This window comes from Sporomusa sp. GT1, assembly GCF_014634905.1.
In the GTDB taxonomy this organism is placed as follows: Bacteria; Bacillota; Negativicutes; order Sporomusales; family Sporomusaceae; genus Sporomusa; species Sporomusa sphaeroides.
Genome location: NZ_BMBX01000031.1, coordinates 1 through 22,918 on the forward strand (window position 1 = coordinate 1; position 22,918 = coordinate 22,918).

The window sequence follows — 22,918 nt, forward strand, 5'->3', positions numbered from 1 at the left end:
AAAGACGAGTCTTAAATATGTGAAATGCTATGTAAAACTGAGAATTAAAGAGATTCTTTAAGATTATTGAAGGAGGGATGGACAATGTTGCAATATATTATTCAAATTGATTTTGTTAATTCCCCTGGATTAGGTTATGAGATATTTCGCATTACTGAAAAAAACAATGTGGACAAAATTGCAATGGAGGTAATTCCTGAACAGGGGATGATTATCCAGTTTCAATGTGCTAAAGAAGAACAAGCGCAAAGTTTAGTGGCCGATCTTACAGAATTGGAGAATATTACAGCCGTCACGTTCCGTACACAAATGCCTTATCAGGAAAAGGAAATTGAATTGCGGACTATTCTCAATTCTGTTAGCGAAGGTGTTCTGGCAATTAATAAGAAGGGTATCGTGTCACACATAAATGAAGTTGCTTGCACAATATTGGGCTGCAAATTAGAAGAAGCTATAGGCTTGCCGGTAGAAGAATTAGTGGGCGAATCTCCGCCGATCCTTGAAACCTTGCATTTTGGGGATGCCCATCGGTTGAAAGAGCGAAGGATCAAAAGAAACGGCAGGACGGTACAGTTTTTATCCAGCAACATACCCATTCGAAATAGTCGGGGACGAATTATAGGAGCCGTTTCTACCATTCAAGACTTTCGGCAAGTGGAAAAAGTAATATTGCAGGCAAATAAATCATCCCGACTGATAACTTTTGACGATATTATTCATCAAAGTCAGCAAATGGCCCGGCTCATAGCTTCGGCGCGCGCGGTATCCAGAATTTCGTCTACTGTTTTATTGCGCGGGGAAAGCGGTACAGGCAAAGAGTTGTTTGCCAACGCCATTCACACAGAAGGCTCGCGGCGAAATAGGCCTTTCATTCCCATAAACTGTGCCGCATTGACAGAGTCTTTGCTGGAAAGTGAATTGTTTGGTTACGAGGAGGGAGCTTTTACAGGTGCTGTTAAAGGCGGCAAAAAGGGCCTTTTTGAGCAGGCTAACGGCGGTACCTTGTTTTTGGATGAGATCGGCGATATATCGCCGCGGCTGCAAGTGCGGCTGCTGCGTGTTTTGCAGGAAGGGACAGTCCGCCGTGTGGGTGGCGATAAAGATATTAGGGTAGATGTAAGGGTTATAGCAGCCACACACCGTAATCTGGAAGAAATGATTCAGTCGGGGAATTTCCGGGATGATTTATATTATCGACTTAATGTTATCCCGCTGACAATTCCGCCGCTGCGGGAACGAAAAGCGGATATTCCCCTATTGTCCCAACATTTAATCCGAAAAATTTGTGCTGAGATCAATAAGCCGGAGGCCCATTTAGCCCAAAAAAGTCTTGAGCTCCTGGTTGCGCAAGAATGGCCGGGCAATGTGCGGCAGTTGGAAAATACACTGGAACGGGTAATTAACTTAATCGATAATGCAGAAATCAGGCCCGAACATCTTGCCGCCTGGACCGACATCACAGAAGCTGTTACTCTAAGAAGTACGGGGCCTATTTCGAAAAATCATCAAACATTGCAGGTGGAAATTCCGATTGCGGGAGATTGGCCGCCGCTAAAAGAGATTGTGGCAAGTGTGGAAAAGGAAATAATCACCAGGGTTTTAAAAAAACACCCTTCATCCAGGCTGGCCGGACAAGTTTTAGGAGTATCCAATACTACGATCTTGAATAAAATCAAAGAATATAAAATTTGATAAAAAATATTATCGAAAATATAAAATGCTGGCATGAATATTGCGAATTATCCAAGTAGTTACTTTCCAAAGGTTGAAAAAACGAGAGGGGCGAAAGGAATGAATTCAGCAAATAATGGCATGCAGCGAGGTTTGAAAAATCGGCATATTCAGATGATTGCTTTGGGAGGGGCAATCGGTACAGGGCTGTTTTACGGTTCGGCGAAAACTATTCAATTGGTAGGGCCGGCGATTACACTTTCGTATATTATTGGCGGAACAATTATTTTCATGATTATGAGAATGCTTGGTGAAATGGCAGTTGAGGAGCCGGTTTCCGGTTCTTTCAGTTATTATGCGTACAAATACTGGGGAGAGTTTCCCGGCTTCTTATCCGGCTGGAACTATTGGTTTAATTACATTATTGTCAGTATGGCCGAATTAACGGCGATAGGAATTTACATCAATTTTTGGTGGCCGGATGTCCCTCACTGGCTGTCTGCGTTGGTGTGCCTGATAATAATCACCTTACTGAACTTAATTGAGGTGAAAATGTATGGAGAACTTGAATTCTGGTTTGCCATCATCAAAGTAGTTGCTATCATTGGTATGATTGTGCTGGGGATTATGATGATATTTACAGGGATCGGTGTCGGCGGAACACCCCTTGGTTTCGAGAACCTTTGGGCGCATGGCGGGTTTATGCCCAATGGAATGTGGGGATTGCTGCTTTCTTTGGTCATTGTCATGTTTTCCTTTGGTGGAATTGAACTGATTGGTATTACTGCGGGGGAAGCCGATAACCCTAAGAAGTCAATTCCTCAGGCCGTCAATCAGGTAATGTGGCGGATTTTGATCTTTTATATAGGCGCATTAACGGTAATGATGATTATTTATCCTTGGAATAAAATTGGTTTGGATGGCAGTCCTTTTGTACAAATTTTTTCGAACATGGGTATTCCGGCAGCCGCCACTATTTTGAATGTGGTTGTTCTTAGTGCCGCTTTATCGGTGTACAACAGCGGTATTTACAGTAATGCCCGCATGCTGTACGGGCTTGCCCAGCAAGGCAATGCTCCCAAATTTTTTGCGAAATTAAGCAGCAAGGGTGTTCCGGCAGTGGGTGTTTTTGCTTCTTCCGCGTGCACTCTGCTTGCCGTAGTATTAAATTATTTATTACCTGGCAAAGTGTTTATGTATTTAATTGCAGTAGCTGTTTTGTCGGCAATCATCAGTTGGACGGTAATTATTATCGCCAATCTCAAATTTCGTGCCGCCCACAGTGCTGATGGGGACAAACTGGCATTCAAAGTACCTTGGCATCCGTATTCAAACTATGTTTGTCTGGCCTTCATGATTATGATTGTAGGCTTAATGCTTCAAATTGATGATATGAAATTGTCGGTTTATATTATGCCTTTATGGCTGATTATTCTGTGGCTTGGATTTAAACTAAAGCAGAATTATAAAGGCAATAAGACAATAGAGATATAGCAGGCAATGATAGTTGCCGGTTAGGGAAGCGAAGGAGATTTCCATGGGAAAGCTCCTTCGCTTTTTATGTGAATGGTCTGATAAATAATCTTTTCATTATGATAAGATTATTTATCCCGAAAAGTTATCAAAATAGTATAATATTTCTGTTTTCACCATTTATTGCTTGGCATGATATTTGTGTTTATACCAATCAAGGGAGAATGCCAGGCCTGGCTGTTGGCGACAGACAACTCATTGTTGGAATAGAACGAAGAAGTCAAGTGAAAAACATGAAATCAGTACTGACAGCGCGAGGGAGGTGGCTTTTATTCGCTGTTGTCGGATAAAAAACAGAAGGAAACCGATTCGCCGGCAGTTGGGTAGCAAATCTCAAAAAAGGGGGGAGCAATTTTAGTAAAAAAAACAGGAATAATGATTTATCAAATAAACTTATCGAAATCACCAAAGGTACTGATAGTGCCTTCGATTATTATTGGCACGATATTTGCAAAGTATATAAGCAGACATTAAAGTGAAAGCTTCACTTTAAAAATTTAATTAACCGGGAGGATTTTATTATGGCAGTTAAGTACATTCCAGAACCTTTTAGAATTAAAATGGTAGAGCCAATCAGAATACTTACTCAAGAAGAAAGAGAACAGAAGATCAAAGAAGCAAAATATAATTTGTTTAATCTCGCAGGTCAGGATGTTTATATTGATCTTTTGACCGACTCCGGCACCAACGCTATGTCTGATCAAATGTGGGCAGGTGTTATGAGAGGCGATGAAGCTTATGCCGGCTCATCCAGTTATTATAAACTGGTTGAAGCAGGTAAGGATATTTTCAATTACGGCTTTATTCAACCGGTGCATCAGGGACGCGCAGCGGAAAAAGTTCTTTTCGGCACCATGCTTAGTTCCGGCAAAGTTGCTATTTCCAATATGTTTTTTGATACAACAAGAGCTCATGTGGAACTTTGCGGCGCGCGCGCTATTGATTGTGTTGTCGAGGAAGCAAAAGATCCTGCGAAGCGAGTTCCGTTCAAAGGCAATATGAATGTTGAAAAAATGGAGAAAATCATCCTGGAGCATGGAGCGGAAAATGTTGGCCTGGTCGTTATGACCATAACCAACAACTCTGCCGGCGGTCAGCCTGTATCTGTGCAGAATATCCGCGATGTCGCGGCTGTGTGCAAGAAATACAATATTCCATTGGACATTGATGCTGCCCGTTATGCTGAGAATGCATACTTTATCAAAATACGCGAGGAAGAATTCAAAAATAAATCTATCAGGGAGATCATCAGGGCAATCTTTGACTGCGGCGATATGTTTACCATGTCGGCCAAAAAAGATACGGTAGTAAATATGGGGGGATTAATCGGGGTTAAAGATGCAAATTCGCCGCTGATTTTGCCAATCAAAGCCCGCTGCATTTCTTTTGAAGGCTTTTCAACCTATGGCGGCCTTTCCGGACGGGATCTGGAAGCATTGGCTATTGGCCTTTATGAAGGGCTTGATGAGAATTATCTGCGGTATCGTATCGGCCAGATGGAATATTTGGCAGCCCGTCTGGATGATGCCGGCATTGCTTATCAATCACCGGTCGGCGGCCACGGCGTATTCGTCGATGCTAAGGCAATGTTCCCGGAAATTCCTTACTATGAGTTCCCGGGCCAGGCTCTCGCTATCGAGTTGTACAAAGAAGCGGGCATTCGTACCTGCGATATCGGCTCCTATATGCTAGGCAATGACCCTGATACCAAAAAACAGCTTCATGCTGATTTTGAATTTACCCGTCTTGCTATTCCGCGCCGCGTGTATACGCAGAGTCATTTTGATATTATGGCTGACGCCCTTATTGCTATCAAAGAAAGAGCACATAAGATTAAGCGCGGTTATAAGATTATCTGGGAGCCGCCGATCCTCCGCCACTTCCAGGCCGAGCTTGCGCCTGTTGAAGAGTAAAGGCTATCGCCGGAATATATTGATTAGGGGGATGGCTGTATGAAGCAAATGATTCAAACCGGACAAGCGCCCAAAGCCATCGGGCCATATTCTCAGGCAATCAAGGTCAATGGCTTCCTGTTTGTCTCCGGGCAATTGCCTGCAGACAAGGATAGTGGCAATCTTGTTGACGGCGGCATTGAGGCGCAGACAAAGCAGTCGCTGGAGAATATAAAAGCGATTCTGTCGGCAGCCGGCACCTCCTTTGAACATATAGTAAAAACGACTGTATATGTAAAGGATATGAATGATTTTGCCGCAATGAACGGAATTTATGCCACTTATTTCACGCAACCGTGTCCGGCAAGGGCATGTGTGCAGGTTGCCAGGCTTCCCAAAGATGCGCTGGTGGAGATCGAAGTGATTGCAGCGCTGGGATAAAATTAGGTGCACAGCAAGGAATCCTGCCAAGATATTAGGCAGGATTTTTTGCTGTGCACCTCACCAGCTGTCTGCTCCTGCAACTATATAATGTGACATATAAATTGGTTGGTTGGAAAATATGCCAATTGGCAGTTTTCTTTTGAAAATAGTTTGATAAAATGATAATTGGATGGTACCAATCCGCAAATTTTAATAAAAAGAGTGATTTGATGCGCATCACCGTCAATCGTAATGCTGATACGCCTATTTATTTGCAAATAAAAAATCAATTGCGGGATATGATTTTTTCCGGCGTGCTGCCTGTCGATTTTCTCTTGCCGCCCGAACGCAGCCTGGCTAGGGAACTGGGGGTTAACCGCAGCACCGTTATTAAGGCTTACCAGGAACTCAAAGCCGATGGCCTGGCAGATTCCCATGTTGGCAAAGGGACGGTCGTTCTCCCGCAAACGGCACGAGTGCCGGCTGCGCCCGACCGGTATATCAATCCGTTGCCCTGGTATCAGTTGTTTACGGAAAGCATTATGGCCAGCCATGATACCATTATCAGTGATATTATGGCCCGGACCGGTAGAGATGTTATTTCCTTTGCCGGCGGCATTCCGGCTCCCAGTTTGTACCCGGTGGCCGTCCTGGAGGAAATACAGGCAGAGCTGTTTAGGACTGCCGGTCAAGAGCTGTTTTTGCACAGTCCGGTAGAAGGCTGTTATCCGCTGCGGGAAAGTATCGGCCAGTTGCTGCGGCAGCGCCAGATTGTGGCAGCCGCCAAAGATATTGTGGTACTTTCCGGTTCCCAGCAGGGGCTTGATTTTGCCGCCCGGATATTCATCAGGCCGGGGGATACCGTTATTGTAGAAGAACCTACTTTTTTCGGGGCCATTCAGATATTCCGGTCGGCCGGTGCGCGGGTTATTGGCGTGCCTATTGACAAAGACGGCCTGCGCACCGATGTGCTGGAAGCATTGCTGGTACGCCATAAGCCCAAGTTTATCTATACGCTGCCTACTTTTCAAAACCCGTCCGGTATTAGTCTCAGCCTGCAGCGGCGTTATGAGTTGCTGGATCTGGCCTATCAGCATCAGCTGCCCATTCTGGAGGATGACCCCTACGGCGAGCTTTACTATGATACCACGCCGGTTCCCTCACTTAAAGCGCTGGACCGCCATGGCTATGTTATCTACTTAAGCACATTTTCGAAGGCGTTGTTTTTGGGTTTGCGGGTAGGCTGGGTAACGGCGCCGCCGCAGGTGCTTACCAAGTTCGCCCATCTCAAGCAAATGACCGATTTGCATGTCAATACGCCAGCGCAACTCCTGCTGGATGCCTTTATCCGCCGGGGCCATTATGAACGGCATGTGGCGCGGCTGCGGCAGGAGTACGCCGGGCGCCGGAATGCTATGCTCAAAGCCCTGGACAAATATAAGGTTCCGGGCATCGGCTGGAATAAGCCGGCAGGCGGCTATTATATCTGGTGCCGTTTGCCTGACAATATTGTCAGGCACAAACTGGTGGCTAACGCCGCTAAACGGGGTGTGGTATTTTTGCCGGGCGAAGCCTTTTATCCTGACGGTACCCAGGGGGATACCCATATCAGGCTGAATTATACGTTTACCGAACCGGAACAAATTGATAACGGCATAAAATATTTATTGCAGGCTGTAAAAGAGACGGCCTGCGCCAATTATGAGGAAGAGTGCCAGCATACACTAAAACCGCTGGTGTAGCAAATTTGCGGAGGTGATAATTAGTGGGCATTGTCAAAATCAAACAGGTAGATGCCTTTACCACCGAACTGTTTGGCGGCAATCCGGCAGGAGTGGTGACAGCGGCCGACGGCTTGCCTGATGAACTTAAACAAAAAATTGCGCGAGAAATGAACCTGTCAGAAACGGCTTTTGTATCCCGCTCCGGCACAGCCGATTTCAAGGTTCAGTTTTTTACCCCCAATGCCGAAGTTGATTTATGCGGTCATGCGACCATTGCCACGTTTGCTACGCTGTATGAAGAAGGCAGGCTGGATCCGGCAAAAACAGTATTTTATCAGGAAACCAAAGCCGGTATCTTACCGGTAGAAGTAGTAAAGGCCGGCGGCCAGGCAGTATTTATGATGACGCAGGCTGCGCCGCAATTGTCGGAGGCAGGGCTCAGCCGGGAGGAATTTGCCACAGCCTTAGGGTTAACAGCCGGTGATTTGCTGGACTTACCGCCGATGAAAGTATCAACAGGGCTTTGGTGGCTGGTGGCCGGGGTGAAGCAGCTTGACAAGCTGAGCAGTTGCCGCGCCGATTTTGCCGCCCTTGAAGTCATGAGCAGGCAATGCGGCGCGGTGGGGTTTGTGCCGTTTTGTCTGGAGACGGTCCGGCCTGACAGCAGCTTTTATATGCGGGCCTTTGCGCCGCTGGTGGGCATCAATGAAGACCCGGTGTGCGGTACCGGCGCCGGCTGCGCTGCCGCCTACATCGTCGCCCATGCGTTGCTGGCCGCTGAGCGGGATACCTGTCTGACCGGGGAAGCCGGCCTTGAGGTACGGCGTCCGGGCTGGGTGAATGTCCTGGTCAGCAAACAGGCGGGTCGGGTGGATACAGTAAAAGTAGGCGGTCCGGCTATAACTGTGCTGGAGGGGGAAATGCGGTTTTGAAAACAATTGGACTGATTGGCGGTTTGAGCTGGGAATCCACGCTCCAGTATTACCGGCTACTAAATGAGGGGATCAAGCAGCGGCTGGGCGGGCTACATTCAGCCCGGTGTTTGCTATACTCGGTAGATTTTGGCCCTGTGGAGCAATGGATGCGGCAGGGAAACTGGGACGAGGTAGATTCGGTCATGGTAGACGCTGCCATGCGCCTGCAGCAGGGCGGTGCCGATTTTTTACTTATCTGTTCCAACACTATCCATAAATGTGCTGCCAGCATTGCGGGGCAGACAGGCATGACTGTGCTGCACATTGCCGATGCAACCGCAGCAAGGATAAAAGTGCAGGAGATCGCAACCGTGGGCCTGCTGGGTACCCGGTTTGCCATGGAAGGCGATTTTTACCGGCAGCGGCTGCAGGAGCAGCACGGCATTGAAGTCATTATCCCGGAAGCAGATGAGCGGGAATTGATCAATACCGTTATTTTTCAAGAATTGTGTAAAGGTGTTTTCCGGCAGGAGTCAAAGGTGCAATACTTAAAGATTATCGATAAGCTGCTGCAACAAGGAGCCGGGGGAATTGTCCTGGGCTGCACCGAGATTCCGCTGCTGATAAAGCAGGCCGATGTGGCTGCACCGCTGTTTGATACCATGACCATCCACGCAGAAGCTGCCTTGCAATATGCGTTGACAGGGAAATAATGGGTAATGTTAAAAAAGATGTCGGCCGACATCTTTTTTAACATCCTGGAAAGTATAAACAGGATAAGGGTAGTAGCGGCTTTTGCCATTGCAGAGGCTCGGTGCAGGCTGGCCTAACTGAGGTAAACGCTCCTATAAAGAGCTGCTTTTGTGAGAAGAGACCGGACAGTAAAAGGGTTTTTGTAAACTGGCAGAGAAAAAAATAGTATGCCAGTTTTGACATCTATAAGGAGATGAGTAGGTGAAATTACGCTTTGCCAAAATTGCTGTTCTTTTGATTGTTGCCGGTGTCTTTTTTTCTTATCCGGTACCTGATGGCTTAAGCGTAACTGCATGGCATTTATTTGGTGTGTTTGTTGCGTTAATATTAGGTTTGATATTGCAGCCTTATCCGGAACCGACGCTGCTGCTTCTGATCACTACCTTGGCAAGTATGTTTGTTCTGCCTCTGCGCGAGATTCTGGTCGGATATACTGATGCTATGCTGTGGCTGACCCTGGTAGCCATGATGATTGGTACCGGTTTGAAAAAATCCGGTCTTACCCGGCGGCTGGGTCTGATGCTGATCAGCCGTTTTGGTAAAACAACGCTGAGGATTGGTTATATTTTAAGCTTTGTTGACCTGCTGCTGGCTACCAGCATACCGGCTTCGCCGGCCCGGACGGGTGGTTTGGTGTATCCGCTGGCCGAGGGTGTCATTGATGCCAGCAGTTCCGGTAATCCGGAAGATAAACGGCGGACAGGGGCGTATTTTACGCTGCTGGCCTTTGTTGTCAGTATGCTTACCGGCAGCTTGTTTATGACCGGGATGGGTCCTAATCTGATAAATGTTAAACTAGCTCAGGATGTTCTTGGCATCACTATCAGCTGGCCATTATGGACAGTGGGCGCTCTGCCGGGGGTTATTGGTTTTTTGCTGACACCATACATTATTTATAAATTATGTCCCCCTGCTACTGACTGCATGGGAGCAGTCAGGGAAAGAGCCCGGCGCGAGCTGGGCGGCATGGGCTCTGTCAGCGGCAGCGAATGGACAGCTGCCGGGATATTTTTTACCATCCTTATCTTGTGGTCGACAAGTACTGTAACTAAAATAGACAGTACACTGGTGGCTTTTATCGGCATATCGCTGATGCTGGTAACCGGTGTGCTTGATTGGAACGATTTGGCTGAAAGCAAAGATATGTGGTCGTTTCTTATCTGGTTTGGCGCTATTTTGGGTTTTTCAGCGGCACTGACCAAACTGGGTTTTTTTAGCTGGTTTGCCGGTATTATTAAGTTAATGCTGCCTACTGCCGGACTGGGAGAATACACCATTTTGCTGATCGTGGCGGTGCTGGCCATCCTGCCTCATTATTTTTTTGTGTCCTATACCGGCTATGTTGTGGCGTTTTCCCCGCTTATTTTCTCTTTCGTTGCGGCAACCGATGTACCCAGGTTTCCGGCCTTTTTTATCCTGGCGTATTTAATGATTATTTCCTGTACTTTAACCCATTACGGCAATGCCTTGGGGCCGTTTTTAATGGAAAAAGGGTATAATGACAAAAAGACCTGGTGGGGTGCCGGCACGCTGATTACCGTCTTACATGCAGTGCTCTATCTGACGCTGGGGCTGCTTTATTGGAAATTCATTGGTCTATGGTATTAACCTGTTGAACAGGGTATAGTAAAGATAATGCATTTGAACAGGCGGAAGGAGCTTTAGCAATGATTTCTGAATTTGAAGGAATTACTCCGACTCTGGATAAAAAGACCTTTATCGCCGATGGGGCTAAGGTCATTGGGGCAGTAACGATGAAAGAGTTCAGCAGCTTATGGTTTAATGTTGTTGCCAGAGGGGATGTCAACCGGATTGAGATTGGGCGGTATACCAATGTGCAGGATAACAGTGTTGTCCATGTGGCCGATGCCCACCCGACCATCATTGGCGACTATGTTACTGTCGGCCATAATGTCATTATCCACGGCTGCATCATTGAAGATCATTGTTTAGTCGGTATGGGGGCGGTTGTCCTGAATGGTGCCGTAGTGGGGAAAGGCAGTATTATTGCCGCCGGTGCGGTGGTTAAAGAAAATCAGATAATTCCTCCTCATTCGCTGGTGGTAGGCGTACCCGGAAAAGTGATAAAATCTGCGCCTGAGGAGTGGGATAGCATCCACGCGCAGGCGATAAAATATAAAACACTGTGGACTGAGCGTTATAAAATCATGCCAGACGCCGGCGGTGAACGTTATCAGGGTGAAAAAATAGTATAACTGTCAAGAGGAGGTAATATAATGGATTTAGAATTTATCTACCAACGTCATAGTGTACGTCAATTTACCGCAGAGCAGATTCCGGAAGAGACGATCAAAGAATTAATCAAAGCAGCCACTCATGCGCCATCAGGCAAGAACCAGCAGAACTGGCATTTTGTTGTGATAACCGATAAAATTAAACTTGCGGACATTGCCCGGATTGTGGAAAAAAAGAATGCCGAGTTAAGTACATACCTGAAAGATGAGGGCAAGCGCAAAGCATTTCGCGGGTCTGTGGGCTATCATACCGTGTTTAAAGGTGCGCCGGTGCTGGTGCTGGTATATGCCGCCCCTTATGAAACCATAGGCGACATGCTTATCGCCGATGGTCTTATGCCGCAAGGTGAGGCTATGCAATATGGCAAAGCCAATCCCGGTATTCAAAACATTGCCGCCGCCATGGAAAATCTGCTGTTGGCTGCAGCCAGCCTGGGATACGGCACTTGCTGGATGACAGGTCCGACCTATGCTGCCAAAGAGATTTCAGAGTATATCGGGTTTGTTAAAGAGGGATATTATCTGGCAGCCATGACACCACTGGGTGTACCCGCAAATGCTAATATATCATCCACACCACGCAAACCGCTGGAAGAAGTTTTAACAATTATTCGCTAACAGGTTGGGTAACGTTACGGAAAACAGGGAGAAGTGTTGGTGAGCACTTTCTCCCTGTTTCCTCTTACCTGTTGCGCCTATTTCTGTTTTGCCAGTTTATCTTATACTCTGAGTCAAGACTCCGCCTCTACAGGCGGCGTAAGTTCAGGTGGAGTAGACTCTCCACCTGAACCCCCGATGTTTCAGTTTTGCTGAAACGAGTTCACTGGACTGTAACCCAGAGGTCAACCGCTCGCTCAACCTCAGTACTGTTCGGGATAATCTGAAGTTTGCCCTTGCCGGCCTTTATGGCCGTAAATATGGCTTGACCATTTTGCTTGACAGTGCCTTCCTGCCTCATAACGTCACCCCAGAAATTATCGCCGGATGAGGTGAAGCGGGTAGTTTTGGTGACACCGGAGGCTGGCGAAAGAATTAGTTTTTGGCCAACCTTTAATACAAGGTTATTGCTGGAAAGCGATACCTTACCTGTATCGCCGTAGTTGTAGGTTACTACAACATCTTTGCCTTGGGGCTGTTCAATGGGAAGCGTGACCGGCGGCACCGGAGCGGGGGCGGGAATCTGCGGCTGGGACGGGGCAGGAGTTGGAGCCTGGGGTTCTACCGGCGTGAGGTTGTTAGTGCAGCCGCTGGCAAATGCAGCCAGAGAGAGCCATACTACAACTGTAGTATAACGAAGCAGTTTGGTATAATTTTTTTTCATAAAAAAACCTCCTTCATACTACTAGTATGGGGAGGTTGGTAAATAAATATAAGGCGCTGACTATTGGCATAAATAGTTAAATTTGCGCTACGTTGATACTATATTCAATTTTATCGGCTACCTCTTGCGCCATACTTGCGCCAAACAGCAGTTTTAACAGATACAGACCTAATTCAATACCGGAACTAACTCCGGCTGAGGTAATAATCCTGCCGTCCTGAACTACCTTTTGGGTGAGTACGTCTACAGTGTAGGTTTTTAACTCGTCAAACGCAGTGTGGTAGGTGGTAGCTTTTTTATTGGCAAGCAAGCCTGCTGCGGCGAGAATGAGAGCGCCGGTACACACCGAGGCAGTGAATTTAGCGTGGTGGGACTGTGCTCTAATAAACTCAGTTATAGCTGTATTTCTCATGGCGGCCAGCCGGCCTTTGCCGCCGGGAACTACGATAATATCCAAAGGCGGACAGGTAGCTAACGTCGTATGAGGAATGACTTTCATGCCGTTAAAAGCTTCTATGGGGTCGGAGTTTTCAGCTATCAGCAGAACCCGGGTACTGTCAGGGGTAATTTTATTACTATAGCTTAGTACTTCAAAAGGGGCGACAAAATCGAGCTCTTCGACTTGCGGGAAAATCAGGATGCCAATGGTAATCATGCAAGCACTTCCTTTACTACTGTTATCCTATTACCCTTATTTCTAAATACTATTTTAATTGTACCGGAAATGATAAAATTTGTGTAGTAAGACTTATCTGTATTGTTATCGAATAAATTCGGTCTGGAGCTAACGCTGATGGAAGAAACATTGTTTGTGCTGCTGAACAGACTGGGAGAGAATATGTATGCGGCTATTTTTGCCGCTATGCTGCTCACCGGGATAGGAGTGCCCTTCCCCGGTGAATTGACTTTGGGGTTTAGCGGCTATTTATTATTTATCGGCCGGGTAGAACTGATTCCCACAGTTGCTGCCACCGCGCTGGGTGATTTGGTAGGAGCCTTGCTTGGTTTTGGTGTTGGTTTTTTTAGCCGTTCAGCAATAGTAACACGCTATTTAGGTTTTCTGATGCCGTCGGCTGCCAAGCTGGCGGCGGTCAATACCTGGCTGAAAAAATATGGTGCCTTAGCTGTCGTGGTTGGCAGACTGCTGCCTGTTATCCGTGGTGCTATCCCTGTCCCGGCAGGCTTTTTCCATATGAATAGTAAAAAATATATTATAAGTACCATTCTTAGTTCGGTTATCTGGTGCAGCGCACTGATCTATGCCGGATTTTCGCTGGGCTACAACTGGCAGGGAATAACGGAATTGGGAAGTCAGCTTGGTTTAGCCGCCGGCGGGGTGGTATTTTCTGTACTGGCGGCCTATTTCATTTATAAATATGCCAATAAGTCAAGAGAAAAATGAGTCAAGGCCGGCCCTCTGTTTATACCCCCTTGTTTTGCGCAAGAATTTAAAATAACTTGTCAGATATTTACGGTTATGGCAACAGGTATTTCGTGTTATTGCAGGGAACAGCAGATAGAAAGGGTACTGTTTCATGAAGTTGCACGGCGAGGGGGATAAAACCATGGAAGCCTATGAAAAAATTTATAAATTGCATGAGCTTATGGAAACAAAAACGGTAGCCGATTTACCCGGCCCTTATAAAGTAGGTGTCGACCTGGGGACTGCCGATGTGGTACTGGTTGTTGCCGATGAAGCAGGCAATCCCGTAGCAGGAAGTCTGCGCTGGGCTTCGGTGGTAAAGGATGGCTTGGTTGTTGACTTCCGGGGGGCGATGCTCATTGTTGAGGAATTAAAAGCCGAAGTGGAAGAACGTATGGGTATTACCCTGGACAAAGGGGCTACCGCCATTCCGCCGGGAACGGTGGGACGCAATGCTTTAGCCTGCGGTCATGTTATTGCCGGAGCCGGTTTGGAGCCTGTTTGTCAGGTGGACGAGCCGGTAGCAGCCGCTAAGGCCCTGGGTATTACCCATGGCATTGTGGTGGATATCGGCGGCGGCACTACCGGAATTGCTGTTTTGCGTAATGGCGAGCTGGTATTCACCGCCGACGAACCAACCGGCGGTACGCATGTATCGCTGGTCTTGGCGGGAGCTTATAAAATGCCGTTTGAGGAAGCGGAACTTCTCAAACGGGATGCTGCCCAGCACCGCAGGATTATGCCGGTGATTTTGCCTGTTATTGAAAAAATGGCTGCAGTGGTAACGGCTATGCTGGCCGGACAAGAGGAATATCATGACTATCCTGTTTATGTGGTGGGAGGCACTGCCTGTCTGCAAGGGTTTGAAAATGAATTCAGCAAAGCCTTTGGCCGCAAAGTCCACGTTCCCCCTCATCCTTTATTGGTAACACCGCTGGGTATTGCTATGTTTGGCTAATAAGGAAAAGGTCTGACCCGACTGGGGTCAGACCTTTTATTATGGGAGGCTTTACAGGATTGACCGGTAAATGGCCTCTACCTCCTGCTGTGAACCTTGACGGGGATTGGTTAAGCAGCAAACGTCCTGCAGGGCGTTTGCCGCCAGCAATGGAATATCCTCGGCTCTGAATCCCCGGAGTTCTTGTAGTTTTGCCGGTAATCCCAATTCTTTGTTGAGTTGCTGCACTAAGAGAATGAAGCGCTTGGCACCGGTTTCTGCCGGTAAGCCGGTGGTGTCAATACCGGCGGCGCGGGCCAGATCAGAATATTTGGTTACAGCTGCCGGCAGGTTGAATTCCATGACGGCAGGCAATAAAATGGCATTACATAACCCATGCGGCAGGTTATAAAAACCGCCAAGCTGGTGGGCAAGTGCATGGACATAACCTAAGCTGGCATTATTAAAGGCAATGCCTGCCAGATATTCGGCATAAACCATGGCTTCCCTGGCAGGTAAGTCATTGCCGTTCCGATAGGCGATCACTAAATTAGCGCTAATTAACTCCACGGCTTTAACGGCTTTGCAATCAGTTACCGGGGTGGCATTGGTGGAAACATAGGCCTCAATCGCATGAGTCAGGGCATCCATACCTGTTGCGGCCGTTAGACCGGGAGGCATACCCATCATAAGTTCGGCATCACTGACAGCAATAATGGGGGTAACATGCCAATCATTGATGGTCATTTTTACATGCCGCTTTTCGTCGGTAATGACACAGAAGCGGGTTAATTCACTGCCGGTACCGGCAGTGGTATTGATAGCAATAAGGGGGGCGGACCGTTTCGCGGATTTGTTGAGTCCTTCATAATGGGCAATTTCACCGCCGTTAGTAGCCAATAGCGCAATAGCTTTGGCGCAGTCATGAGGAGAGCCGCCGCCAAAGGAAATCAAAAAGTCGCAGCCGTTATCCCGGAAAAGTTTTAGGCCGTAATTTACCTGGGCTACTGTGGGATTAGGCGAGACGTCTTTATATATTATGTAAAAAATACCTTCGGCATCAAGTAGTGCCAGCAGTTTGTCAATCAGCCCGGTTTCAACAAGTATTTTGTCGCTGACAATCAGCGCTTTTCTAAACAGCATCGGTTTAATGTAATTGGCAATCCGTTCTGTGCAGCCTGTGCCCAAAATACTAATGGGTGTCATAAAATATTCATGGATTTTTTGCACTGCAACAGCCTCCCTTTGCTTTGTAATTTTCTAAAACGATACCATCATTTTATGGTTTGCGCAAGCTTGCGCAGGACAGGCTGTGAAAGAACCGCAAAATAATTATATACTATGACGAAGGATAACTACTTTGGCGTGGAAATGCCTTCAGCAGCGCTTTTGTCTGCCGGACAATCGGACAGACCAGGACGACAGGGAAAAATAGAACTATTTTGGCGAAATGCTTTAACATCTTGCGAACCCTGCATATACTGACAGGAGAATGGTTTTGACTGTAGAAGTGTGCAACAAAGCAAATGTATAATTGCATATCTGCCACCATACAGGTGCCTCTTAGCAATAAGAGGAGAATAGGGAAGCTCGGAAGGATGCAAAATCCTTAAACGACGCGGTCGCGCCACTGTAATCGGGAAGGAACACCCAAACCATGCCACCGGCAATCGGGAAGGCCAGGGGGTTCTGATAATCCGTAAGCCAGGAGACCTGCCTGTTTTGGCTGTTATTTACCTCCGCGCCAGAGGTAGTACCGGAAGGACAGGATTTTATGAAAGTAAAACCTAGCCCTTTGGGGCTAGGTTTTTATCTTTGGATAGGAATAAAATAAGGGGGAGTAAGCATGGATTATCGGGCTGAAGTAGACAATTTAATCAATGGTGCGGCAAAGCCGCCGAACAGCCTGGGACTATTGGAGAAGCTGTTTAAAAAACTGCTCTATGCATGGGGGACCATGCATCCGGAAATAAAGCCATATCACTTGATTTTTGCCGCCGACAACGGGGTGGTGGAAGAGGGTGTAGTGGATTTTCCCAGTGAGATTACTTACCTGCAAGCGCAAAATATGGTGGATGGCCGGGCGGCGATCAGTTGTTTTTGCAAGGCCAATCATGTTCCGTATTCGGTAATTGATATCGGCATCAACAATACAAAAACAGCAGGCATATACCGGCGGGTGGCGCCGGGAACCAGGAATTTTATGAAAACAGAAGCCATGACCCAAGCCGAATTTGACGAGGCCTGGCGGGTTGGTGAGGAAATGGCGGGGTATGCTATTGATACCCAGGGCGCTAATTTAGTATCCTTTGGTGAAATGGGGATTGGCAATACCACCACTTCCTCAGCCGTACTGCACGCTATGACCGGGATACTTCCTGAGTTTGTTGTCGGTTATGGTGCCAGCGCTCCGACTACCGATATGTTAAAGCGGAAATGCGTGGTTGTGGCTAAAGGGGTTGAGCGTCACCGGGAAACCTTCCGCAGAATTGAAGATATCCTGCGGTGTGTAGGCGGTTTTGATATTGTCGCTATCTGCGCCGGGATGACAGAGTGTGCCAAGCGCAAGATTCCGTTTGTTATCGATGGTTTTATCACGGCGGTAGCTTTTGCCTGTGCTTCCCGGATAAATAGAGACGTGGAAGCCTATGGCCTGCCTTCGCATATGTCCAAAGAGCCGGGCATGGGATATGCGCTGCTGTTAGGCAATATTTTGGCCGACGATGTGCCGATTCGAGCCAACATGGCCTTAGGGGAAGGTACGGGAGCTGTCTTAATGGTGGCAATGCTCAGAACGATGGCGTATACCATGTATACTATGGCCAGACTTGCTGATTTTGAGGTAAGCAGCCCGGATGCTCAGCATTTGACGGCAATATAATTTTTGGCGAGTAACTGTCGTTTTATAGCAGGAATTGACAATACTAATAGCCAAAATATCCCTTTATCAGGAAAATTACCAGCACTGATTTCTTTATGCCATATATAGTTTGGGTAGGGGGGATGTTTTGTGCATAACGGCAAACGGTTCAGCCTTGACGAGATTATTAATGTTCAGAGCCTGCAAGAGATACAAAATAAATTTTCGGAAGCCACCGGTATTGCTGCTGTTACTGTTGACGCTAACGGTGCACCTGTAACCAAACCAAGCAAATTTACGGATTTTTGCTGTTATGTTCGTTCCTTTCCCGACGGTTTTGAACGGTGCAAAGCTTGTGATGACCGGGGCGGGCGCAACGCCATGGAAAAGCAGCGGCCGGTTGTGTATCATTGTCACAGTGGTTTAACCGACTTTGCCGCTCCCATTATCGTTCAAAATGAATATGTAGGGGCGCTGCTGGCAGGTCAGGTTGTATTACCCAATCCGGATTTTGATGCCAAGCAGGAAATGTTCAGCCGGCTCCTGCCTCTGGGCATGGATAAAGAGATTTTATCCGAACTGTTTGACAAAATTGCTATTATTCCTGAACACCGTTTGCAGGCAGCGGCTGACTTGCTGCATCTTATGGCTAATTATATTGTGGAAATGAGTGCAACCAATCTGGTGCAAAAGCAGCTGATGGCCGAGTTAAAAGCAAAGTCCGAACTGCAGAACTTGCTCCGGGCAGCCGAACTGAAGGCCTTGCAGGCACAAATTAACCCTCACTTTCTGTTTAATGCCCTCAATACCATTGCCCGCCTGTCTTTGCTCGAAGGCGCAGAGCGCACGCAGGAAGTTGTCCATTCGTTGTCAGCTCTTTTGCGCACCAATCTGCGGGATATGGAGGAAATGCGCACCCTGCAGCAAGAAATCAAGTCCATTGAGGATTATTTGAGTATACAGCAGGTGCGGTTTGGTGACAGAATTCAGGCCACCATTGAGATACAGCCTGAATTGATGAAAATATCGGTTCCGGCCCTTAGCTTGCAGCCCTTGGTGGAAAATGCCATCATTCACGGGCTTGAACCGAAAAAAGAGGGCGGGCATATTTATATCAGCGGCTATGTTGCCAATAACAATATCATTATCAGGGTGTCAGATACCGGGGTGGGCATTCCTCAGGAACGGATGGGTGCTATTTTAAAAAGCGAAAAGCGGTCAAGCAAAGGTCACTTGACAGGAATTGGACTGATTAATGTTCACCAGCGCATTCAGCATTATTTCGGCGAGCAGTATGGCCTGCGCATTGAAAGCAAAGTAGGCGAAGGCACCGAGGTTTATTTGTCGTTACCGTCCTATTGTGAAAAATAGAGGAGACACAGCTATGTATACACTATTGATTGCCGATGATGAACAATTGGAACGGCAGGCGTTACGCTTTATTATTGAAAAAAGATGTCCGGATGTGAGCATAATTGGTGAGGCCGGCGACGGCAACAGCGCGGTTAGCATAGCTGTCAGGGAGAAACCGGATATCGTGCTTATGGATATTCGCATGCCGGAGCTTAATGGACTGGAGGCCGCCCGCGCTATCCGGACAATGCTGCCGCATACGGCTATTATCATACTGACTGCGTTTGATGAATTCAGCTATGCGAAAGAGGCTCTCTCCAGCGGGGCGGTAGAGTATTTGCTAAAGCCGCTGCATCCTAACGATTTACTGCAGACCCTGGAGGCTGTTGCTGCTAAAGTCGGTGAACGCAAACGCCGGGAACAGGAAGAAGCCGAGCTGAGAAAAAATGTGGAACAGGCTATGCCTTTTATCAAGCACTCGTTTATTCAAGACTTGCTTTCCGGCAAAATCAGTGATGTAGATAGCTTTCGGGACAGGGCCGGTTTTCTGGGAATCAAAGCGGAAGCGGGCGTTATCCTGGTTGCCAATATTGATAATTTCAAACAAATCACCCGTAGTGCATCAGAACTGGAAAGGCAGATAGTCAAGCAGCGTGTCTATCAGCAAACTTGTGAATTTGTCGGCAAGGAAACGCTGGTTGTCCCGTTCGGCGGTGATGAAATCGTTATTCTTATCGGCTATGAGGCAGCAATGGAACAGGCCCAGGTAGAGCCGCAGGTCAGAGCGATGGCCCGGAAGATCAGAGACGGGATAACGCAATTAGGCATTAGCCTGACAATCGGTATTGGCCGCTACTATGATGATCCCCTGCAAATTCATAAGTCCTATCTTGAGGCCAGCAGCGCCCAGCAGCAAAAAAATTACATCGGTGATAACCAGATTATTCATATCGATGATCTGCCTCATTTGAGTGAAGTGGCTTTTCGCTACCCTTTCCATTATGAACGTAATCTTTTAGACAAAGTCCGTTGTGGCGAACGCCAGCAGGCCAAGGAAATTCTCCGCCAGCTCTTACATGAAATTTTCACGGCTAAAGCCAGTATCGAGATGGTAAAGGCCTGCGTACTGGAGCTTCTGATTGTGTTGTCAAGAGCGGCTGTTGAAGGCGGCGCCAGCCTGGAGAAGCTAACGCTGCTTAACTTTAACTGTATTAATCAGCTGACAAATTGCGCCGACCGGGAAGAAGTACGCCGCTGGATTCTCGACGCCTTAGATCAGTTTATGGACAACATGCTGGAGAATCGCACCAGTATGAATGTCAGGCTGATCAATAAGGCGTGCGCCTATATAACGGAAAACTTCCATAAGAGTATTTCCCTGGAAGAAGTTGCCCAGACCGTACATTTGAGTCCCTACTATTTCAGCCGTATTTTTAAAGCCGAGCAAGGCTGTAATTTTGTTGACTTCTTAACTAAAGTCAGAATTGATAAGGCCAAACAATTGCTGCAAAACCCCGAACAGACGGTAGTGCGTGTGGCCGCCGAAGCCGGCTACCAGGATGCCAGTTATTTCTGCCGGGTATTCAGGCAGGAAGTGGGAGTTACTCCCAACCAATACCGGACACAATTTAAGCAGCCTAAACCAAGCCGGGGAACTCCGGGCAAACAGCAACAACTTTCTAAAACATAACAAAAAAATACAATTGCTTTTTTGCGTGGCAGCAAGGCAATACATATATTAAAAAAAGGACTGTGAAAACAGTCTTTTTTTGTTTTTGTCCGCAAAAATAATAGCAGATCACAAATAATTACCATAATAAAGCAGTAGTCTTTGTGCAAAAAGTAACTCTTTGACGGAATACTCGCAAATATGTCCTGTGATAACGCAACTTCATCTCAAGGTAAAAATGCAAAAAAATCTAATATTTTACCAGGAAAGAACAAGACCAACAGGATTGTGAGGGAAAACCTATGGTTCAGGAAAAGCCCAGAGTGGTGCAGGAATATGTACCAGGCAAACAGGTGACCTTAGCCCACCTTATTGCCAATCCCAAAAAAGAGTTATGCGAAAAGTTAGGTATTGTGGATGCAGGGGCCATTGGTATCCTGACCATCACGCCTTGTGAAGCAGCCATTATCGCGGCAGATGCGGCCACCAAAACAGCAGCCGTGCAAATCGGTTTTATGGACAGATTCACCGGCTCGGTCGTTATTACCGGCACGGTTTCGGCGGTGGAAGCCGCCTTGAGACAGGTAATTATCCTGTTAGCTGACGGCTTGGGTTTTTCCGCGCCCAAACTGACAAGGTCGTAGCTCTGCCATGATTATGCTGGTAGGGCCTGTAGGCGCAGGGAAGACCTCGCTGATTCATGCGCTCAAACATGATTGCCGCAAGGCTGCCAAGACTTCAAGCATTTGCTTTCATGACGACACCATTGACACTCCGGGAGAATATGCGCAAATGCCTCGTTTTTACAACGCACTGGCGGTGACTGCCACCAATGCCGATATCGTGCTGATGGTGCAGGATGCCACCGATTTGCGGATAACCCTTCCGCCCGGTTTTGCCGCCATGTTTCCGCGGCCGGTAGTGGGAGTGGTCACTAAGATAGACGCTCCTGGCGCAGACCAGGAAAAAGCCAAACTTCGTCTCCGGCAAGCGGGAATCAAAGAACCCTTCTTTTGTGTTTCCGCCTATGACGGGACAGGTGTGGCCGAGTTAACCGCCTATCTCACAGGAAAGGAGGTGTAAATAGTGAGCGAAGCATTAGGGATGATTGAAACCAAAGGGTTGGTAGGAGCTGTTGAAGCCGCCGACGCCATGGTAAAAGCGGCCAATGTTATTTTGGTAGGCTATGAAAAGATTGGCTCCGGCTTGGTTACTGTCATGGTCCGGGGTGATGTTGGCGCCGTTAAGGCGGCTGTAGACGCCGGGGCAGTGGCAGCCAAACAGGTTGGCGAGATTGTTTCTGTTCACGTTATTCCCCGTCCTCATACCGATGTTGAAAAAATTCTTCCTAAAATTTAAGTAGTTAAAACTTGGAGGTGTAATTATATGCAAGATCAGTTGATTGAAAAAGTAATGGATGAAATTAAAAAACGCATGGAAACTGCGGCTCCGGCAGCTTCTGCCCAGGAACCCGTAAGAGCCGCCGTTACTCCCGGTATTACCGAGTTCGTCGGTACGGCTATCGGTGATACTGTCGGTTTGGTTATTGCCAATGTAGATCCTCTGCTGCATGAAAAAATGAAGCTTGATCCCAAATACCGCTCTATCGGTATTCTTGGTGCCCGTACCGGCGCCGGTCCGCATATTATGGCGGCCGATGAAGCGGTAAAAGCCACCAATACCGAAATCATCTCCATTGAACTGCCCCGCGACACCAAAGGCGGCGCAGGCCACGGCTCCTTGATTATCTTTGGTGCGGAAGAAGTATCAGACGCCCGGCGGGCTATTGAAGTGGCGCTCAAAGAACTTAACCGTACCTTTGGTGATGTATATGCCAATGATGCCGGTCACCTTGAACTGCAATATACCGCCCGTGCCAGCTACGCTATTAACAAAGCCTTTGGCGCACCTTTGGGCAAAGCCTTTGGTCTTATTGTCGGCGCACCGGCCGCCATTGGTGTTTTAATGGCCGATGTGGCTGTAAAAACAGCCAGTGTGGAAGTAGTCGGCTATGCCAGCCCGGCCGGCGGCACCAGCTACTCGAACGAAGTTATTCTGCAAATCACCGGTGATTCCGGCGCTGTCCGCCAGGCGGTAATTTCGGCTAAAGAAGTGGGTCTAAAAGTATTAGAGGCTATGGCTGGTCCGGCTCCGTCCGCAACAACGCCGTACATCTAAGAACAGGGGGGA

General features: G+C 47.6%; 22 protein-coding genes and 1 riboswitch. Of the genes, 19 read left to right on the plus strand and 3 right to left on the minus strand.

Annotated features, from left to right (window positions below):
- Positions 1 to 84: 84 nt before the first annotated feature.
- The 10 genes from GT1_RS19560 (at position 85) to GT1_RS19605 (ending at position 11,783) form a co-directional block, all read left to right on the plus strand.
- On the plus strand, positions 85 to 1,692 hold the full coding sequence (locus GT1_RS19560) for a sigma-54-dependent Fis family transcriptional regulator (protein ID WP_188400124.1): 1,608 nt from the start codon (positions 85 to 87) through the stop codon (positions 1,690 to 1,692).
- A gap of 99 nt (positions 1,693 to 1,791) precedes the next feature.
- Positions 1,792 to 3,165: an amino acid permease gene (locus GT1_RS19565; protein ID WP_188400125.1), complete on the plus strand. Its 1,374-nt coding sequence runs from the start codon at positions 1,792 to 1,794 to the stop codon at positions 3,163 to 3,165.
- A 560-nt stretch (positions 3,166 to 3,725) separates the two neighbouring features.
- Positions 3,726 to 5,117 (plus strand): tryptophanase, encoded by a 1,392-nt coding sequence (locus GT1_RS19570; RefSeq protein WP_188400126.1) that lies wholly within the window; start codon positions 3,726 to 3,728, stop codon positions 5,115 to 5,117.
- A 39-nt stretch (positions 5,118 to 5,156) separates the two neighbouring features.
- Entirely contained in the window at positions 5,157 to 5,537 is a 381-nt protein-coding gene (locus GT1_RS19575; protein ID WP_188400127.1) for a RidA family protein, read from the plus strand.
- A 212-nt stretch (positions 5,538 to 5,749) separates the two neighbouring features.
- Positions 5,750 to 7,261, plus strand: a complete 1,512-nt coding sequence (locus GT1_RS19580) for a PLP-dependent aminotransferase family protein (protein ID WP_188400155.1) — start codon at positions 5,750 to 5,752, stop codon at positions 7,259 to 7,261.
- A gap of 23 nt (positions 7,262 to 7,284) precedes the next feature.
- Positions 7,285 to 8,175 carry a PhzF family phenazine biosynthesis protein gene (locus GT1_RS19585; protein ID WP_188400128.1) on the plus strand — a complete coding sequence of 297 codons (891 nt, stop codon included), beginning with the start codon at positions 7,285 to 7,287 and terminating at the stop codon, positions 8,173 to 8,175.
- On the plus strand, positions 8,172 to 8,870 hold the full coding sequence (locus tag GT1_RS19590) for an aspartate/glutamate racemase family protein (RefSeq protein ID WP_188400129.1): 699 nt from the start codon (positions 8,172 to 8,174) through the stop codon (positions 8,868 to 8,870). Before GT1_RS19585 ends, GT1_RS19590 begins: the two co-directional genes overlap by 4 nt.
- Before the next feature lie 241 nt (positions 8,871 to 9,111).
- Positions 9,112 to 10,518 carry a DASS family sodium-coupled anion symporter gene (locus tag GT1_RS19595; RefSeq protein WP_188400130.1) on the plus strand — a complete coding sequence of 469 codons (1,407 nt, stop codon included), beginning with the start codon at positions 9,112 to 9,114 and terminating at the stop codon, positions 10,516 to 10,518.
- Between the two features lie 59 nt (positions 10,519 to 10,577).
- On the plus strand, positions 10,578 to 11,126 hold the full coding sequence (locus GT1_RS19600; RefSeq protein WP_188400131.1) for a gamma carbonic anhydrase family protein: 549 nt from the start codon (positions 10,578 to 10,580) through the stop codon (positions 11,124 to 11,126).
- Positions 11,127 to 11,147: 21 nt separating this feature from the next.
- Complete coding sequence (locus tag GT1_RS19605; protein ID WP_223226389.1) at positions 11,148 to 11,783, plus strand: nitroreductase family protein; 636 nt, start codon at positions 11,148 to 11,150, stop codon at positions 11,781 to 11,783.
- Positions 11,784 to 11,985: 202 nt separating this feature from the next.
- On the opposite strand, the gene GT1_RS19610 is transcribed toward GT1_RS19605, so the two are convergent.
- Positions 11,986 to 12,486 carry a hypothetical protein gene (locus tag GT1_RS19610; RefSeq protein ID WP_075753893.1) on the minus strand — a complete coding sequence of 167 codons (501 nt, stop codon included), beginning with the start codon at positions 12,484 to 12,486 and terminating at the stop codon, positions 11,986 to 11,988.
- Positions 12,487 to 12,562: 76 nt separating this feature from the next.
- Positions 12,563 to 13,141, minus strand: a complete 579-nt coding sequence (locus tag GT1_RS19615) for a DJ-1/PfpI family protein (RefSeq protein WP_188400132.1) — start codon at positions 13,139 to 13,141, stop codon at positions 12,563 to 12,565.
- A 102-nt stretch (positions 13,142 to 13,243) separates the two neighbouring features.
- Between GT1_RS19615 and GT1_RS19620 the strand changes: the two genes are divergently transcribed.
- Both GT1_RS19620 and eutJ read left to right on the plus strand, forming a co-directional pair.
- Entirely contained in the window at positions 13,244 to 13,888 is a 645-nt protein-coding gene (locus tag GT1_RS19620) for a DedA family protein (RefSeq protein WP_223226390.1), read from the plus strand.
- 133 nt (positions 13,889 to 14,021) lie between these two features.
- Positions 14,022 to 14,867: an ethanolamine utilization protein EutJ gene (gene eutJ, locus GT1_RS19625; RefSeq protein WP_223226391.1), complete on the plus strand. Its 846-nt coding sequence runs from the start codon at positions 14,022 to 14,024 to the stop codon at positions 14,865 to 14,867.
- A 51-nt stretch (positions 14,868 to 14,918) separates the two neighbouring features.
- Here the strand turns inward: eutJ and GT1_RS19630 are convergent, their stop codons facing one another.
- Positions 14,919 to 16,052, minus strand: coding sequence for an iron-containing alcohol dehydrogenase (locus tag GT1_RS19630; protein WP_188400158.1), 1,134 nt, complete (start codon positions 16,050 to 16,052; stop codon positions 14,919 to 14,921).
- A gap of 331 nt (positions 16,053 to 16,383) precedes the next feature.
- Positions 16,384 to 16,582: riboswitch (cobalamin riboswitch) on the plus strand.
- A 110-nt stretch (positions 16,583 to 16,692) separates the two neighbouring features.
- Between GT1_RS19630 and GT1_RS19635 the strand changes: the two genes are divergently transcribed.
- The 7 genes from GT1_RS19635 to pduB all read left to right on the plus strand — a co-directional run bounded on the left by GT1_RS19635 (position 16,693) and on the right by pduB (position 22,906).
- Positions 16,693 to 17,727, plus strand: coding sequence for a nicotinate-nucleotide--dimethylbenzimidazole phosphoribosyltransferase (locus GT1_RS19635; RefSeq protein ID WP_188400134.1), 1,035 nt, complete (start codon positions 16,693 to 16,695; stop codon positions 17,725 to 17,727).
- Between the two features lie 129 nt (positions 17,728 to 17,856).
- Entirely contained in the window at positions 17,857 to 19,077 is a 1,221-nt protein-coding gene (locus tag GT1_RS19640; RefSeq protein WP_188400135.1) for a PocR ligand-binding domain-containing protein, read from the plus strand.
- A 13-nt stretch (positions 19,078 to 19,090) separates the two neighbouring features.
- Positions 19,091 to 20,749, plus strand: coding sequence for a response regulator (locus tag GT1_RS19645; RefSeq protein ID WP_188400136.1), 1,659 nt, complete (start codon positions 19,091 to 19,093; stop codon positions 20,747 to 20,749).
- Positions 20,750 to 21,030: 281 nt separating this feature from the next.
- Positions 21,031 to 21,372, plus strand: a complete 342-nt coding sequence (gene eutS / locus GT1_RS19650; protein ID WP_188400137.1) for an ethanolamine utilization microcompartment protein EutS — start codon at positions 21,031 to 21,033, stop codon at positions 21,370 to 21,372.
- 7 nt (positions 21,373 to 21,379) lie between these two features.
- On the plus strand, positions 21,380 to 21,811 hold the full coding sequence (locus GT1_RS19655) for a EutP/PduV family microcompartment system protein (RefSeq protein WP_075753909.1): 432 nt from the start codon (positions 21,380 to 21,382) through the stop codon (positions 21,809 to 21,811).
- Positions 21,812 to 22,087: a propanediol utilization microcompartment protein PduA gene (gene pduA, locus GT1_RS19660; RefSeq protein WP_188400159.1), complete on the plus strand. Its 276-nt coding sequence runs from the start codon at positions 21,812 to 21,814 to the stop codon at positions 22,085 to 22,087.
- Positions 22,088 to 22,114: 27 nt separating this feature from the next.
- Complete coding sequence (gene pduB, locus GT1_RS19665) at positions 22,115 to 22,906, plus strand: propanediol utilization microcompartment protein PduB (RefSeq protein ID WP_188400138.1); 792 nt, start codon at positions 22,115 to 22,117, stop codon at positions 22,904 to 22,906.
- The last annotated feature ends 12 nt before the right edge of the window (positions 22,907 to 22,918 follow it).